This is a genomic window from Burkholderia sp. Ax-1720, assembly GCF_011753035.1.
GTDB lineage: Bacteria > Pseudomonadota > Gammaproteobacteria > Burkholderiales > Burkholderiaceae > Burkholderia > Burkholderia gladioli.
In genome coordinates this window covers 32364-46612 of sequence record NZ_VWWK01000023.1, presented here as the reverse complement: position 1 = coordinate 46612, position 14249 = coordinate 32364, and the positions used below count along the sequence as shown (strand labels likewise).

15 protein-coding genes are annotated in these 14249 nt (G+C 66.1%); 12 read left to right on the top strand and 3 right to left on the bottom strand.

Translation table 11 applies throughout. From position 1 onward, the window contains the following. Window positions 1-270: 270 nt before the first annotated feature. From F3J18_RS10285 to F3J18_RS10275, 3 genes are read right to left on the bottom strand one after another with little or no spacing between them, the layout of a single operon-like run. A complete protein-coding gene (locus tag F3J18_RS10285; RefSeq protein WP_025099748.1) occupies window positions 271-1656 on the bottom strand; it encodes a hypothetical protein in 1386 nt (461 codons plus the stop codon). Continuing rightward, complete coding sequence (locus tag F3J18_RS10280) at window positions 1653-1970, bottom strand: hypothetical protein (protein ID WP_166912749.1); 318 nt, start codon at window positions 1968-1970, stop codon at window positions 1653-1655. The genes F3J18_RS10285 and F3J18_RS10280 overlap by 4 nt, the downstream gene beginning before the upstream one ends. Then, window positions 1967-2701 (bottom strand): A24 family peptidase, encoded by a 735-nt coding sequence (locus tag F3J18_RS10275; RefSeq protein WP_166912748.1) that lies wholly within the window; start codon window positions 2699-2701, stop codon window positions 1967-1969. Before F3J18_RS10275 ends, F3J18_RS10280 begins: the two co-directional genes overlap by 4 nt. 412 nt (window positions 2702-3113) lie before the next feature. Between F3J18_RS10275 and F3J18_RS10270 the strand changes: the two genes are divergently transcribed. From F3J18_RS10270 to F3J18_RS10215, 12 genes are all read left to right on the top strand, one after another. Further along, complete coding sequence (locus tag F3J18_RS10270) at window positions 3114-3389, top strand: pilus assembly protein (protein ID WP_166912747.1); 276 nt, start codon at window positions 3114-3116, stop codon at window positions 3387-3389. 22 nt (window positions 3390-3411) lie between these two features. Continuing rightward, the gene (locus F3J18_RS10265; RefSeq protein WP_166912746.1) at window positions 3412-4980 is read left to right on the top strand and encodes a hypothetical protein; all 1569 of its coding nucleotides are present in this window, start codon (window positions 3412-3414) and stop codon (window positions 4978-4980) included. Between the two features lie 11 nt (window positions 4981-4991). Continuing rightward, window positions 4992-5855, top strand: a complete 864-nt coding sequence (locus tag F3J18_RS10260) for a hypothetical protein (protein ID WP_166912745.1) — start codon at window positions 4992-4994, stop codon at window positions 5853-5855. Continuing rightward, a complete protein-coding gene (locus F3J18_RS10255; RefSeq protein WP_166912744.1) occupies window positions 5852-6556 on the top strand; it encodes a hypothetical protein in 705 nt (234 codons plus the stop codon). The genes F3J18_RS10260 and F3J18_RS10255 overlap by 4 nt, the downstream gene beginning before the upstream one ends. A 1-nt stretch (window position 6557) precedes the next feature. Further along, window positions 6558-6740, top strand: a complete 183-nt coding sequence (locus F3J18_RS10250) for a hypothetical protein (protein WP_025099742.1) — start codon at window positions 6558-6560, stop codon at window positions 6738-6740. A 78-nt stretch (window positions 6741-6818) separates the two neighbouring features. After that, window positions 6819-7811 carry a Flp pilus assembly protein CpaB gene (gene cpaB, locus F3J18_RS10245; RefSeq protein ID WP_205195384.1) on the top strand — a complete coding sequence of 331 codons (993 nt, stop codon included), beginning with the start codon at window positions 6819-6821 and terminating at the stop codon, window positions 7809-7811. A gap of 25 nt (window positions 7812-7836) precedes the next feature. Beyond that, window positions 7837-9537 (top strand): pilus assembly protein N-terminal domain-containing protein, encoded by a 1701-nt coding sequence (locus tag F3J18_RS10240; protein ID WP_166912742.1) that lies wholly within the window; start codon window positions 7837-7839, stop codon window positions 9535-9537. A gap of 22 nt (window positions 9538-9559) precedes the next feature. Then, on the top strand, window positions 9560-11353 hold the full coding sequence (locus F3J18_RS10235; protein ID WP_166912741.1) for an ATPase, T2SS/T4P/T4SS family: 1794 nt from the start codon (window positions 9560-9562) through the stop codon (window positions 11351-11353). Beyond that, window positions 11350-12198, top strand: a complete 849-nt coding sequence (locus F3J18_RS10230; protein ID WP_166912740.1) for a type II secretion system F family protein — start codon at window positions 11350-11352, stop codon at window positions 12196-12198. Before F3J18_RS10235 ends, F3J18_RS10230 begins: the two co-directional genes overlap by 4 nt. A gap of 31 nt (window positions 12199-12229) precedes the next feature. After that, window positions 12230-13111, top strand: a complete 882-nt coding sequence (locus tag F3J18_RS10225; protein ID WP_166912739.1) for a type II secretion system F family protein — start codon at window positions 12230-12232, stop codon at window positions 13109-13111. After that, window positions 13108-13458 (top strand): DUF192 domain-containing protein, encoded by a 351-nt coding sequence (locus F3J18_RS10220; protein WP_013688862.1) that lies wholly within the window; start codon window positions 13108-13110, stop codon window positions 13456-13458. The genes F3J18_RS10225 and F3J18_RS10220 overlap by 4 nt, the downstream gene beginning before the upstream one ends. Further along, entirely contained in the window at window positions 13455-14228 is a 774-nt protein-coding gene (locus F3J18_RS10215; RefSeq protein WP_166912738.1) for a TadE family protein, read from the top strand. The genes F3J18_RS10220 and F3J18_RS10215 overlap by 4 nt, the downstream gene beginning before the upstream one ends. Window positions 14229-14249: the final 21 nt, after the last annotated feature.

Below are 14249 nucleotides of genomic sequence, written 5' to 3'. Positions count from 1 at the left end.
GGAATTCCGCCCTCGTTGGTGACCGGATCAAAGGTCCAGCCAATGGTACGTGGCGACGTCTGCGCTGTCACGGCTCCTGAACTCCGTGTTTTCCCGGTCCTGGCGCGGGATTCGTTTCGTATTTGTGTTCAATGAATCGAGTGATCTTCCGTTTGGTGAATGGATGGCTCGAAACGTCCCACACTGTGGCGAGGCGCTCGTGGCGGCGGTCAAAAGAAAAAGCCCGGCAGTGCCGGGCTCCTGTGTTCAACCGCTCAGGCGGTCATCTGGTCAATACCGCCCGAGATACGTTTCGGTGCAGATATGCGTGAAGTACGAATACGAGGAGCTGGCGCTGAGCGCGCCGCTATCCGTATAAGCCACCGCGAACGAGTTCGGGTTGTAGGTGATGCGCCAGTGATCGGCCGGCGTCGAGAGCGTCTGGAAATCCCCGGTGAAGGTACCGGAGCCCTGGCAGGTGCCGACATTGAGCGGCAGGGACAGGCTGCCGTCCGCGCCCGTGTAGCCCGAGGTGGTGGTCAGCAGGGTCAGCTGGTTGGTGGTGCTGCGGTCGTAGGCCTGGATCGTCACATGCTCGCCGGCCGGCAACCGCACATTGCCGGTGTGGTCCCATGCGATCACGCCCGGCGTGACGGTGCGCGCGACGTTCTCGTGCGACGGCGCGAGGTGAGTGATGTTCTCGCTGTCGAGGAAGCGATAGAAGCCGGCCGTGCCCGCGCCATCCGACACGCGCAGCGTATACGGCTGCGAGGCCGGTGCCGAGGTGCCCGTGTTGTAGACGCGCAGCATCAAGGTGGCGCCCGCCGACGAGCTGACGTTGTAGGTCGTGCCGCTCGCCAGGGTTGCCCAGGTGTTCGGCGCGGTCAGCAGTTGCGCGGTTTGCGTGCCGGTGCCCGTGAAGGTGATCAGGTTGGCGCTCTGCGTGCTCGGCACTTGTACCGTGTAGTAGTCGACGTCGCTGACGGTGTCGAGGTTCGCGCTGATCAACTGGTTGCCGGTCAGCTGGCTCGGGCGGTTGATCGAATCGTTCGGCTCGTAGCTGTCGTAGCCGGTGGTGCCCGTCACCTGGAACTGGAAGGTGGCGCCGCCGGTACCCTGCTGCGAATCGACCAGCAGCAGCAGGCGCACCGGGCCCGGCGGAATGCCCTCGACGACCTTGCTCTGCGCGGTGCCGGTTTCGTTGTCGAGATAGGTCAGGGTGCCGTCGTTGTTGACCTGCACGAGATGCACGTCGTGCTGCTCGTTGGCGGGAAGATTCACCACGTAGGCGACCGTCTTGGTCAGGTCGGCGGCGACGAACTCGAAGCAGTCGGTCTGGCCCGACGGTGCCGTGTTCGCGTTGTAGGCGGCGCCCACCTGGATATCGGCGCAGCCGGCCACCGGCGGCGCGACCGTGGCCGCGGTGGCGGCCTGGGTGGTGACGGCCGCGGCGCGCAGCGTGCGCAGCGACTGCAGGCGGCTGGTTGCCAGGCCCTGCGGCTTGATCGGCGTGGTCTTGCCTGCCACCTTGCCCAGCCGGCCCGCTACCGGCGCGCCGTCGTTGTGGGTGATACCGGGAACATAGGATTCCGCGTTGAGGCTTTCCGCAGCATAGGACTGCATCGGCAGGATTACCGCGCCGACCAGCAGGCTCATCAATTGATGTCTCTTTTTCATGAGGGTTTGGCCTTGATTGAAATGTGAACGGCAGCATGCGAATCGCACTCCACGGCACAGGAGGCGCGACGCGCAGCCCTGAATCCCGCTGCCGCCATATTGATTACGGAAGAATTCATCTGTTTTTTAGGGTGAATGCCGTTCATTGACGAGGCGATGTCGCTCCGGGATCGATCAGGGGCGGCGAGAATCCTTACCCGGCAAGGGAAATGGAAGATCGGAGTTGAATCGAGATTGAACGGATATTGCGGAATGTCATGAGAATCGTATGCGCGCGTTTTTGAAACAATGAAGCATTGAGTTGCAATTTTCATTGCAATAGATGCGGCGACACGAAGGGCCAATAAATCACTGCACTGGCGGAGAACGCGATAAACGGGCCGAACGGAATGGGCTCGGCTGCCTTTTTGCATCCGCTGGCGATCAGCGCGATGGCGACGATTGCGCCGGCGACCGAGGATATGGCGATGATCCAGGGCACGGCTTCCCAGCCGAGCCATGCGCCGAGCGCCGCGAGCAGCTTGAAATCGCCGTATCCCATGCCTTCTAGGCCGCGCAGCATGCGGAACAGTTGGCCGAGCGTCCAGGGCAGCAGGTAGCCGACCATCGCGCCGACCACCGCATCGGGCAGCGGTGCGAATACCTCGGCGAGGTTGAGCGCAAGACCCGCCCAGAGCAGCGGCAGCGTGATCGCGTCGGGCAGCAGGTGGTGCTCGAGGTCGATCGTGGCCGCCGTGGCGAGGCAGGCGCCCAGCAGGCTCGCCGCGCACCCGGCCAGGGTCGGGCCGAATGCCGCGCATGCGCACAGGGCCGCGATCATGCAGGTGGCAACGAGACGCGGCAGCAGGAATGCGATGTGTCCCGCGTCAGCCAGGCAGGCGATCGCCCGGCCGCGATACGCGCAGCTCCGGCGTGCCCTGCGTGGGTCGAACCGCGCGTGCTCGGCGGCGGCGTCGCGCTCGATCGCCGCCGGCAGATGAAGGGCCACGAGCGTCGACAGGATGCCCGATACGCTGCCCAGCAGGAGGAACCACAGCCATGTCATGAATGCACGTCGTTCGAAGGATGGCAGGCTCGACGATCAAGATCTGGAAAATAGCCTCAATTTCTTATTTTCCGATCTGACGAATCGCCTATTGATTAAGAATTAATCTTGAGATGAGTTTGCGATATCGGGATGCCAACTTTTTCGATATTTTATCGAGAGAAATATCCTATTGAACATGGAAAATTCTAATCTGACGAGTCAAGTCGCGGCACGGAAAACCGGCTGATAAATTTCCCTCGGTCGGCAGCAAGGGGCTGTATGCGCCCCTATCAAGGCTGACTCACAACCTGGTTGAAAACCATCAAGTCAATGTTGTCGGCATATCGCATGTCGGTGCGGGATGTCGTGTGCGTTGGCTTTTTCGTTTCCGGCTGCGGTTTGTCTTTTACAACTCGGGAGTCGAAATAAAATGAAAAATCGCAAGAATCTTCGAAAGCAGTTAGGTCAGGGCATGACCGAATACATCATCATCGTCGCGCTGATCGCGGTATCGTCGATTGGGGTCTATGCCTTCTTCGGCAAGACCGTTCGCACCCAGACCGCGGGTCTGGCCGAGGAAATGTCGGGCAAGAGCGCGCAGGCGAATATCACTGCGGCACAGGCGGAAGCCGGCAATGCGACGACCGATGCAGCGAGAAAGAAGGGCTTGGGTAGCTACTCGAACGAGAGCGTCGGCGGCAAGTAATCCAGGCGGCGCATCGTAGATCATGACGGCCCCAGCCAACACAAGGCACGCCGATGAGCGTGGGCAGGCCCTGCTGCCCGCGCTGCTGTTCCTGGCGGTCGGCTGCGCCGCGCTCCTGCTCGCGTTCGGCTCGCTGCAGTTGACCAGCGCGAAAATCCAGTTGCAGAACACCGCGGATGCGAGCGCCTATGCGGCCGCCTTGCTGCAGGCCCGCGACTACAACTTTTCCGCCTACACCAACCGCGCGATGATCGCCAACCAGGCCGCCGTCGCGCAGATGGTGGGCCTGAAATCCTTCGTCGACATGCTTGACGAGCACGTCGCGGAAAACTCGCCCGCGGATCAGGTCGCGAGCCAGATCAGCCGGAACGGCGTGGACGAGTGGATCAGGAAGAAGCGCGAGGCGAGGGCATTGATTCATCCGGTGCGCGAGCGGCTCGACGTCGATTTGCCGCGCATGACGCGCAGTCTCGACACCATCATCTCCGCGCTCAGCAACGCGCAACGCAGCTATCACGAAGCCACGCTGATGGGCGTGCCGAGCCTGGCCGGCCAGGTCGCGCGCGCGAACCAGCCCGATACGCGGCTTGCCGACGGCGCATTCGACGACCCCCAATCGCAGCAGGAATTGTCGGCCTGGCGTGACCATTCCGTGGAATTCAAGCCGCTTGAGCGGCCGACGGACCGCTTTGCCGAAGCCGTGACCGCGGCCTCCACGCTCGGCGGTTTCACGACGAGGCGCTGGATCAAGGAAGAGGAAACGGTGATCGGGGACGGGTGCTGGGGGGCGGTCAGCCGGAAAGCGGACCTGATCGGCGGCACGCAGTTGCGGCCACGCCGCGAGGGCTGGCAGGCCATCGACGGCACATCGACCCGGGTGCAGACGAGGCATGACTGCGCCACGACCAAGGTGATCCAGGTGTGGGTCGAGGATGGGGACGACGACGGCGGCGAGGCTGGAGCAGCGGGCGACGGGGGCGCGAAGGGACATTGGGAGCTCCGGGAAGTGCGGGAGATCGAGCCCAGCGTCGACGATACGAGCGAGGAAGGCCGCGGCGGCGCGGGCAACGGCCGGAAAAGCCGCTACCAGAGCTGGTACGGCTACGGCGGCTACGTGAATTATGGCTATCCGAGCCCCTCGCCGGGGACGGTCATGCCGTCGATGCGGGCGCAGTATCGGGCCGGGTCGGGCGTCTCGATGAACGTCGACGGCGGGCTGCAACCGTATCGCGACCTGGCCGGGCAGGGTCCCGACCAGATCGCGCCACGCATCACCATCCGCCTGGTGCGGGATCAGGGCTCGACGATCAGCGATCAACGCCTGCTCGGCGAAGGCCGGGTCGGGGTATCGATGTCCGGGCCGCCCTTGACGGCGCTCGCGTCGGGACAGGCCTATTTCGCGCGGCCCGACGAGAAGGGGCTGCGCTACGTATACGGCCTGCTGCGCTACTCCGGAGGATGGTCGCGCGCCGATGGACGCACCGAGTATCCCAGCTTGTTCAATCCTTATTGGGAGGCGCGATTGGCACCGGTGCCGGATGCCATGCGCGCTTCCGCGAGCGATGCGTCGAGCCGCGGGGAAGCTAGATGAAAACATGTGGAATGCGAAGCATCGTGCGCCGGCAGGGCGGCCAGGCGATGGTCGAGATGGTGGCCGGGCTCGCGTTGGTGTTCGTCATCGGTTTCCTGGCGATGGCGATGTTCGGCCGGCTCAACGACGTCCGCAACAAGGTGCTGATCGGTTCGCGCTACGTCGCCTGGGAGCGCACGGTGTGGATCAACCCCGAGGACACCGGCACCGGCACCGATGGCTGGTGGTACGAAAAATTCGGCGCGGGCGCGCAAACCGTGACGAAAACAGACGAGGTGCTCGGGCGTGAATTCCTGGCCCGTGTCGTGGCGCCGCGTCGAACCTCGATTTCCGGCACGGATGCCGACATGCCGCTTTCGGCCGCCTTGCCGCCTTCATGGCGTGATCCTGGCGGCACGGCCTTTGTCCAGGATCGCCGCGACGTGATGGTGTCGACCCGCGCGACCGAGCGGATGCTCGGCAGTCTCGCCAAGATCGCCAATCGGCCGATCGGCGTCTATCGCTCGCCGCACGTCGAGCAGGAAGTCTCGCTCCTGATGGCGTCGCGCACGATGCAGGACGGCAGCGTGGCGGTGGATGTCGACCTGGGCGGCGCGTTCGCGCAGCGCTTGTGGCCCTCGCTGTCGCGCCTGCGGTTCCAGAGTACCGCGACGCTCGCGACCAACACCTGGACACCGGATGGCCGGCTGGGCGTGGTAGCGGCGATCGGCCAGAAACTGGCGACGCCCACCGCCATTCCGGAGGCGATGTTGACGGCGCGCGACCGGCAGACGCTGGCGCGGTCCATCGACGGTGTCGGCGATGTGCTCGGCCCGGGCTACTTCAAGCCGGGCTACGTCGACACGGAATCCGTACCGCTGGGTGCACTCAAGTGAGCGCGTCCTGGCGGCGGTATCCGGCGGCGTTTGTGTTGACGGCCTGCTGGGCCTGGAGCGCGACGGCAGGCACCTGCGAACGGGAACCGGTAGCCGCGGCAAGCACGGTGTGGATCGGTGACGACATGCAGTTGGACGGGAGGGCCATGGTGGTCCGGGCCCTGCGTTTCGACCGGTCGGCGCGGCAAGTCGAGCGCGAGTTCCAGGCCTACTGGGACCGCGAGGGGCTGCCGTCGATGGGCACGCAGGGAACGCGCGGCCGCGTCCTGAGCGGGCTCGACGAGACATGCCAGTACGTGCTCGAACTGCAGGCCGGCGCATCGGGCGATACCGCCCACGGCCTGATGAGCGCGATGCAACTGATGCCCGCCGCCGCGCGTCGCTCGATTCCGGAGTCGGCCGCGGTCCTCCCCGCCGGCCGGATCCTCTCCGATATCGAAAGCCGCGACTCGGGCCGTGCCGGGCGCACCTGGGTGATTGCGCTGGGCGGCCGCGCGGAGGATGGCGCCAGCCGCTATCGCGGCGAATTGCGGCGTGAAGGCTGGAAAACGATGGTGAGCATGGCGCCGCCGCCCGCGCGAGGCGCGCGCTCCTCGGATGCCGCGCTGGCGATGCAACGAGGCGCCTACCGGCTGGATGCCGTGTTCACCGAACAGATGGGGCAGACGACTGCCGTGATCAATGTAATGGAGAGCCGTTGACATGCAAGGTTTGAAGCGCCGGACACGGCATCAGGGAGGACAGGCCTACGTCGAGTACGTGGTGGCCTTGGGCCTGCTCGTCGGGGCGTTGGTGGCGGGCGGCGACACCTCGGTGATCAACACGCTGCTGGTGTCCTTGAAATCGTTCTTCGACGCATATGGCTATGCGCTGTCGCTGTCTTGACCGGATCGGGACGGCATCGTGATCTTCAATCGAATCAACTATCGTTCCCTGCTCGCCAATACCTGGCTGCTGATCGGCATGGCCGTGGCGGCGGCCGGCGGCATCACCTGGGCCACGTATCGCTACATGCTCGCGAGCGAGGCCCGCATCAAGGCGGAGGCAGCGGAGCGTCGCGAGGGGCCCGGCGTGTCGGTGGTGGTGCCGCGCGCCGACGTGCCGGCAGGCACGCCGCTCGACAGCGCGGTGTTCGTCGCGCGCGAGATCTCCGCCGATCTCGTCTACGACGACATGCTGCAGGTGGACGATTTCACCCTTCACCGCAATGCCGTGCTGGTCAAGCCGGTACGCCGCGGTCGTCCATTGCGCCTGCAGGATGTCGACGTCATGCGCGCCCGCGATTTCTCCGACACGCTTGCGGCCGGCATGCGCGCGCTGACCCTGCCGATCGACGCGATCAACTCCACCGATTCGATGCTGCGCCCCGGCAACCGCGTCGACCTCTACTGGGTGGGAACCCTCTCCTTCGTCACGCGGGGCGGCGATCCCGCGGGCGATACGAAATCGATCCGGCTATTGATGCCCGGCGTGCTGGTGCTGGCGACCGGTCACGACGTTCGTCCGCGCGATGCGGGCGAGGCGGCGCGCGACATGGCCGATGGAGTGCGGCGCGATGCTTATGGCACGGTGACCTTGCAGGTGCCGGTCGCCGAAGCGGCGCGCATCGCGCTCGCGCAGAAGCTCGGCGGCTTGCGGCTGGTCCTGCGCAACAGCAAGGATCCCGGCGATCCGGTGCAGCGAGGGCTCGACGAAACCGAGCTGTTCGCGGCCAGGGCGGATGCGCCCGCCGACGATCGCGAACGGGTCGAGATCATCACCGGCGGCGGCAAGAGCACGACCGTGCAGGTGGCGATCGATCCGGTCGACGTCAACGTCCGGTCCGCCGCCTCGCCTGCCGGCGAGCCGCCGAGTCCGGTTGCCCCGGCGTCCGCCGCGGGCAGTGCCTATCGGCAGGCGAATGCGATTGCCCGCAGATTGCAGGCGGAAACCGGTGCAGCCGATGCGTCGCGCTGAGCTTCGAAACGGATACGAGTCGTTCATGGAAAACCAACATCGCGCGGCCCGCCGCGGTTGCCGCTTCGCGGCCGGCCTGCTGCTCGGCGCGCTGCTCATTCCTGGTGCGCCGCCGGCCCTGGCCGCGCGGCAGGCCGAACACGAGGAAAACGCGACGCCGGCGCAACACGCGCTGCTCGATCTCTATCGAGGCGAGATCCGCCTGATCGACGTGCCGGGCCGGATCAAGCGTATCGCGATCGGCGACGGCAGCCTGGTGACGGCCAACGTGGTGGACGGCCGGCTGATGCTGCTGGCCGAAAAGGCGGGCGTCACCTCGCTGGTGGCCTGGACCGCCAACGGCATTGCGCTGAATACCACCGTGCGCGTGGCGAAGGGCAATGTCCGGGAAACCGCCGCGCAGTTGCGCGAGGTGCTGGCCATCGTGCCGGACGTGAAGGTGATCGAGTCCGGGCCGAACATCCTGCTGACCGGCACCGTGCATCGCGACATGCTGGGGCGCATCAAGGCCGCGACCGCGGGCGTGCCGAACCTGGTGAACGCGATCGCGGTCGACGAGGGCGATGCCCTGAAGAAGACGATCCACTTCAAGGTGCGGATCATGGAGCTCACGCGCAATGCGCAGGAGAATCTCGGCATCGAGTGGGACAAGAAGATCGCCGGGCCACAGGCGGGTGCGCAGGGTTACATCGGCAGCCAGGCCGTGGCGGGGCCCGGCATGGTGATCGCGGGGATCTCGACCCATATCGCCTCGACGCTGAACCTGATGATCACCAGGGGCGACGCGTATGTCCTCGCGGCGCCCGAGCTGAATACCAAGAGCGGCGGCACGGCGAGTTTCCTGGCCGGCGGGCAGGTACCGATTCCGCGTGCCGGCGCGCTCGGCACCACCGATGTCGAATACAAGGACTACGGGATCAAGCTCGACATCAAGCCGGTGGTGGACGCGAACAACGTGATTTCCGCCCAGATCGACACCGAGATCAGTCAGATCGATCCTTCCGTGTCCTATGGCGGCTACCCCGGTTTCCTGACGCGCAGCGCCCGCTCGGACATCTCCCTGCGCGCCGGCGAGACGATGGCGATTTCCGGCCTGGTCAATGCCGATGCGATCGGCAACATGAGCCGCCTGCCGTTTTTAGGGCGCTTGCCGATCATCGGCCGCCTGTTCCGCTCCGACGAATTCCGCTCGAAACGCAGCGATCTCGTGATCTTCGTGACGCCGATGATTTCCGATCCGACGCTCGCGCCGAATACGGACCTGCTCGCGCGCGCGGACCGGATCGATCGCGGCTTCCACGAGCGGCACGGCGATCCGAGTCCGCTCGCGGAACGCGATCGGGCTCGCGGCAAGGACGAGGCGCGGCAGGCGATAGGACCGACCCGCGCGCAGCCGGTCGGCCCGCTGCGCGCGCAGGCCATGCAGGACGACCGTGACGACGCTTCGGGCAGTCCGGTGTCCAGCCGGGTACCGCCTCGCCCGGCGCCGGCGCCGGCGCCGACACGGCCGGCGCGGGGCGAGGCGGCATCCTTCGGTCCTGCCTCGCCCTCGGCGCAGCGTCGCCTGCTCGATGGCATCGACGCGCCGGCTCAGGGCTCCTTGCCGCGCAACGGCGCACCGCCGCCCCCGGTCGCCGAACCCGTCACGATTCCCGCCACGCCGATCGAATGGCGCCCCGCCAAGGTCGCGACGCCGGACAGCGCCGCCGGCACCGAGTCACGATGAGCCAGCCACAGGAGACAGCACCGTGCTGAGTCTGCAAGTGCAATTGCGCCACGGCGCCCCGCAGGTCGTTCGCATCGAGGATGGTTGCACGATCGGCAAGTCGCCGGAGTGCGATGTCGTGATCAAGGGCATGCTGGTTGGCAGGATCCAGGCGCGCATCGTTGCGCGAGGCAATGCCTGGTATTTGGAGGATCAGGGCGGGATCGCGAACACGCTGGTCAATGGCGCGCCCATCGAGACCTTCGGGCCCTTGACCGGGAACGACGAAATCGAGATCGGCACGGCGAAGCTGCGTGTCGTGGCCGAGCCGTCGTCGCCCGTGCAGGCTGCGGCGGACCCGCTGGCGATGCCCGCCGCGCCCCCTGGCGTGTCTGCGCAGGACGGCGCCAAGGTCGCGGCCGTGCCTGCCACGGCCCTTGTCGGGACCGCCGCGGAGCCCGCTTTGTCCGTGCCGGCGGCACGCAGCGATCCCCCGCCTGCTCGCCGCGCGAATCCCGTTCCCGAGTTGCCGACGCCGGCCATCAACAACCGAATCGGCATCGAACTGCGCAAGACGGTGCATATGCGTCTGATCGCCGAGCTGGATCTGCGCCGCCTGAACGTGGCGCGGATGGACGATGACGAATTGCGGCGCACGGTGGGCGGCGCGCTGGACGAGATCCTCGACAACGACGCGGCGTTCCGCTCGGCCGATGTTTCGCTCGAGGCGCTGCGCAAGAGCGTGTTCGACGAAGTGATCGGGCTCGGGCCGCTGGAGGAGCTGATCGCCGATCCGGAGGTCAGCGAAATCATGGTGAACTGCCACGACGAGATCTTCGTCGAACGACGCGGCAAGCTGACCCGCTCGCGGGTGATCTTCACCGACGACCGCGCGGTGCTCGGCGCGATCGAGCGCATCGTCGCGCCGATCGGCCGGCGCATCGACGAGAGTTCGCCGATGGTCGATGCGCGCCTGTCCGACGGCTCGCGCGTCAACGCGGTGATCCCGCCGCTGGCCCTGAAGGGGCCCAGCATCACGATCCGCAAGTTCTCCCAGCGCAAGCTGACGGGCGAGGACCTGATCGATTTCGGATCGATGTCGGCCGACATGCTGGCCTTCCTGCGCACGGCGGTGGAGCAGCGCGCGAACATCATCATCTCGGGCGGCACGGGTTCGGGCAAGACCACCTTGCTCAACGTGCTGTCCAACTACATCCCCGACGACGAGCGGATCGTGACCGTCGAGGATGCCGCCGAGCTGCAACTGTCCCAGCCGAACCTGGTCGCGCTCGAAGCGCGTCCGCCGAACATGGAGGGCAAGGGGGCGGTGCCGATCCGCGATCTGGTGAAGAACTGCCTGCGCATGCGGCCCGACCGGATCGTGGTGGGCGAATGCCGCGGCGGCGAGGCGCTCGACATGCTGCAGGCCATGAATACCGGGCACGACGGTTCGCTGACGACCGCTCATGCGAACTCGCCGCGCGACTGCATCGCCCGCCTCGAGGTGATGACGCTGATGGCCGGGCTCGACCTGCCGGTGCAGGCGATTCGCGAGCAGATCTGCTCGGCGGTCGACATCATCGTCCAGCAGACGCGTTTCTCGTGCGGCTCGCGGCGCGTCACCCACGTGACCGAGGTGAGCGGGATGGAATCGGGCGTGATCCAGCTGCAGGACGTATTCGTGTTCCGGCAGGACGGCTTCGGCGAGGATGGCCGGGTGCAGGGCGTCTTCCATCCCACGTCCTATGTGCCGGACTTCTATCAGGAACTGATACGCCGGCGCATTCCGGTCGACACCTCGATCTTCACCGGCGGCGCCGAGACGGGGCATGCATGAACCTCCTCGTGCTGCTCGCGCTGATGTTCGCCGGGACGATCGTCCTCCTGGTCGTGGTGTTCAAGCTGGGGCGCGTTGCCATGACGGCTCGGTCGCGCCGCGTCGCGGGCGAGATCGAGGCCTCGCTCGCCGAGATGTACGTATTCGTGAATCGCCAGCAGAGCGCGCTGTTGTCCCTGCTGGCCATCGTCCTGCTCCCCTTGTTCGCCTATTTCCTGTTCGACAGCGTGCTGCTCGCCGTTGTCGCGTTGGTCGGGGCCTTGATGGCGCCGCGCCGCGTGCTCGCGATGATGCGCAAGCGCCGCATCGCGTTGCTCGAACGCCAGTTGCCGGACGTGCTGCTGATGACGGCCGGCGCGTTGCGTGCCGGCGCGAGTTTCGCGGTGGCCATGGAAAGTGTCGTATCGGAAGCACCCGCGCCGATCTCGGGGGAGCTCGAGCTGCTCATGCGCGAACTGCGTCTCGGCATCGACCTCGATATCGCGATGCAGAACATCGAGCGGCGCATTCCCGTTCCCGACTTCCTGATGGTGACGGCTGCCGTCACCATCTCGCGGGAAGTCGGCGGCAATCTCGCGGAAGCGCTCGAATCGGTGGCGCGCACGCTCGGCGCCAAGCTGCAGATGGAGGGCAAGATCCGGGCCCTGACGTCGCAGGGACGCATGCAGGGCATCGTGATGACCTTGCTGCCGCTGGGCCTGATGGTCGTGCTCAATTTCATGGAGCCCGAAGCGATGGCGCCGCTGTTCCATGAGCGGATCGGCTGGCTGACGCTGGCCGTGATCGCGGTGATGGAATTCCTGGGCTACAAGGCGATTTCGAAGATCACCAATATCGACGTCTGAGTCGCGGGAAAGGGAATTCGGGAGGGTATCGATGATTTTCATGGTCTCCACGCTGGTCGGCTTCGGCGCCGTGTTGGTGCTGGGCCTGCTGCTGCGCTCGGTCGTGCAGTTGCGACGAGCGGTACCGAAGGAGGATCGCGCCTATTCCGATCCCCTGCCGCGCTGGCTGCGGTTGGTGTGGCCGCTGGTCAACCTCGTCGAGCACGGGATCGGCGAACACCTCTCCGCCGCCTATGTCGCACGGGTCGAGCTTCAATTGCGGCTCACGCACCTGATCTTCCTGATGACGGCGCGACAGTTCATTGCCCTGAGCGTCCTGTCCGCCGCGATCGCTAGCTTGATCGCAGTGTTCGCGATGCTCGCGCTCGACAGCTTTTCGCTGCTGGTGCTGCCGCTTGCCGCCCTGCTCGGCTACAGCTACCCCCGTATCTGGGTACGCGATGTACGACGCGCCCGGGTGGTGGCGATCCGCAAGCAGTTGCCGATCTATCTCGACTTCCTGACGCTGGCCGTCGAGGCCGGGCTCAACATCAACGGCGCGATCCAGAAAGCGGTCGAGAAAGGGCCGGACGGCGCGCTGCGCAGCGAGTTCGAACATGTGCTGCGCGACCTGAAATCCGGCCTGAACCGCGCCGATGCGCTGCGCCGTTTCGACGAACGGCAGGACATCAAGGAAATCACCAACTTCGTCGGTGCCGTGATCCAGGCCGAGCGCATGGGTTCCGGGCTTGCCGGCACGCTGCGTTTCCAGTCCGAACAACGGCGCGCCGAGCGTTTCCAGCGTGCCGAGAAGCTCGCGATGGAAGCGCCGGTGAAGCTGGTGTTTCCCTTGATGATGTTCATCTTTCCCGTGACCTTCGTGGTGCTCGGTTTTCCGATCGCGATGCGTTTCGTGCAGGGAGGCTTCCTGTGAGGCATGGCCGGCTGTTCGTGAGCGGGCGGGCGACCGGCGTGCGCGTGGCCCTGGCGGAATCGGCGCGCGAGCGGCTGCGAGGCCTGCTCGGGCGCGACGCGCTAGCCGAGGACGAGGCGCTGTTGCTCGAGCGCTGCGCCAGCGTGCACACCTTCGGGATGCGTTTCCCGATCGACGTGTTGTTCGTGAATCGCGCGGGCCGCGTCCTGGCCGTGCACCGCGAGGTGCGGGCATGGCGCGTCCTGATGCACTGGCGTGGCGCCAGGACGCTGGAGATGGCGGCCGGCGCCGCCGCGCGTCATCGAATCGGCCCGGGGGCGACGATCGTGCTGGGGGACCTGACATGAAGCCCCGTCGGGCAGGCACGCGCATTCGCCAGGGCGGCCAGTCGCTCGTCGAGTTCGTGATCGTGGCGCCCGTGCTGCTGTTCTTCTGCTTCGGGCTGCTGCAATACGCCTTGCTGTTCCAGGCCCGGGCGACGCTCGATTCGGCCACGCTGGAGGCGGCTCGCGAAGGGGCCGTCAATCACGCCGAACTCGACGCGATGCAGCGTGGCCTGGCTCGCGGCCTGTCTCCCCTCTATGCGTACGAGGCGAACGCGGCCGGCGCGAGCGCCGCGTTGGCGCGGGCCGACCAGGCGGTACGCGACCGTGCCCGCATCGCCATCATCAACCCGACGCGCGAGCAGTTCGACGATTTCGGGCAGACGCGCTACGACGCGCAGTCGCGCAGCACCGTGAGGGAGATTCCGAACGAGTTGCTGCGCTATCGCAAAACCAATATCGGTCGCGAGTCGGGCACCAACATCCAGGATGCCAACCTGCTGAAGATCCGCGTGCACTACTGCCATGAGATGGTCGTGCCGTTCGTGAATCGTGTCGTGTACTACGCGATCAACGGCATCGGCGCGGTCGGGCTCGACGGCCTGACCGCCACCGAGCCGGCCGACGCGAACCACGATCCCTATGGCGCGCCCGTCAAACCCGACTTCCTGTGCCGACGCAAGCTCGAGGACGGGCGCGTGACGGGGCGCTGGCCAATCGCGCTGGAATCCGAGGTCGTCGTGCGGATGCAGTCCGCCTATCGCGGCGCGAGCGGGCAGGACATGGAGCGATGAGTCGGCGGTGGGCCGGCATTC

Excerpts from the sequence above, each read along its gene's own strand:
- F3J18_RS10285 (WP_025099748.1), bottom strand. The coding sequence starts at position 1,656 with ATGAAAAAGAGACATCAATTGATGAGCCTGCTGGTCGGCGCGGTAATC.
- F3J18_RS10280 (WP_166912749.1), bottom strand. The coding sequence starts at position 1,970 with ATGAAAATTGCAACTCAATGCTTCATTGTTTCAAAAACGCGCGCATAC.
- F3J18_RS10275 (WP_166912748.1), bottom strand. The coding sequence starts at position 2,701 with ATGACATGGCTGTGGTTCCTCCTGCTGGGCAGCGTATCGGGCATCCTG.
- F3J18_RS10270 (WP_166912747.1), top strand. The coding sequence starts at position 3,114 with ATGAAAAATCGCAAGAATCTTCGAAAGCAGTTAGGTCAGGGCATGACC.
- F3J18_RS10265 (WP_166912746.1), top strand. The coding sequence starts at position 3,412 with ATGACGGCCCCAGCCAACACAAGGCACGCCGATGAGCGTGGGCAGGCC.
- F3J18_RS10260 (WP_166912745.1), top strand. The coding sequence starts at position 4,992 with ATGCGAAGCATCGTGCGCCGGCAGGGCGGCCAGGCGATGGTCGAGATG.
- F3J18_RS10250 (WP_025099742.1), top strand. The coding sequence starts at position 6,558 with ATGCAAGGTTTGAAGCGCCGGACACGGCATCAGGGAGGACAGGCCTAC.
- cpaB (WP_205195384.1), top strand. The coding sequence starts at position 6,819 with ATGGCCGTGGCGGCGGCCGGCGGCATCACCTGGGCCACGTATCGCTAC.
- F3J18_RS10240 (WP_166912742.1), top strand. The coding sequence starts at position 7,837 with ATGGAAAACCAACATCGCGCGGCCCGCCGCGGTTGCCGCTTCGCGGCC.
- F3J18_RS10230 (WP_166912740.1), top strand. The coding sequence starts at position 11,350 with ATGAACCTCCTCGTGCTGCTCGCGCTGATGTTCGCCGGGACGATCGTC.
- F3J18_RS10225 (WP_166912739.1), top strand. The coding sequence starts at position 12,230 with ATGATTTTCATGGTCTCCACGCTGGTCGGCTTCGGCGCCGTGTTGGTG.
- F3J18_RS10215 (WP_166912738.1), top strand. The coding sequence starts at position 13,455 with ATGAAGCCCCGTCGGGCAGGCACGCGCATTCGCCAGGGCGGCCAGTCG.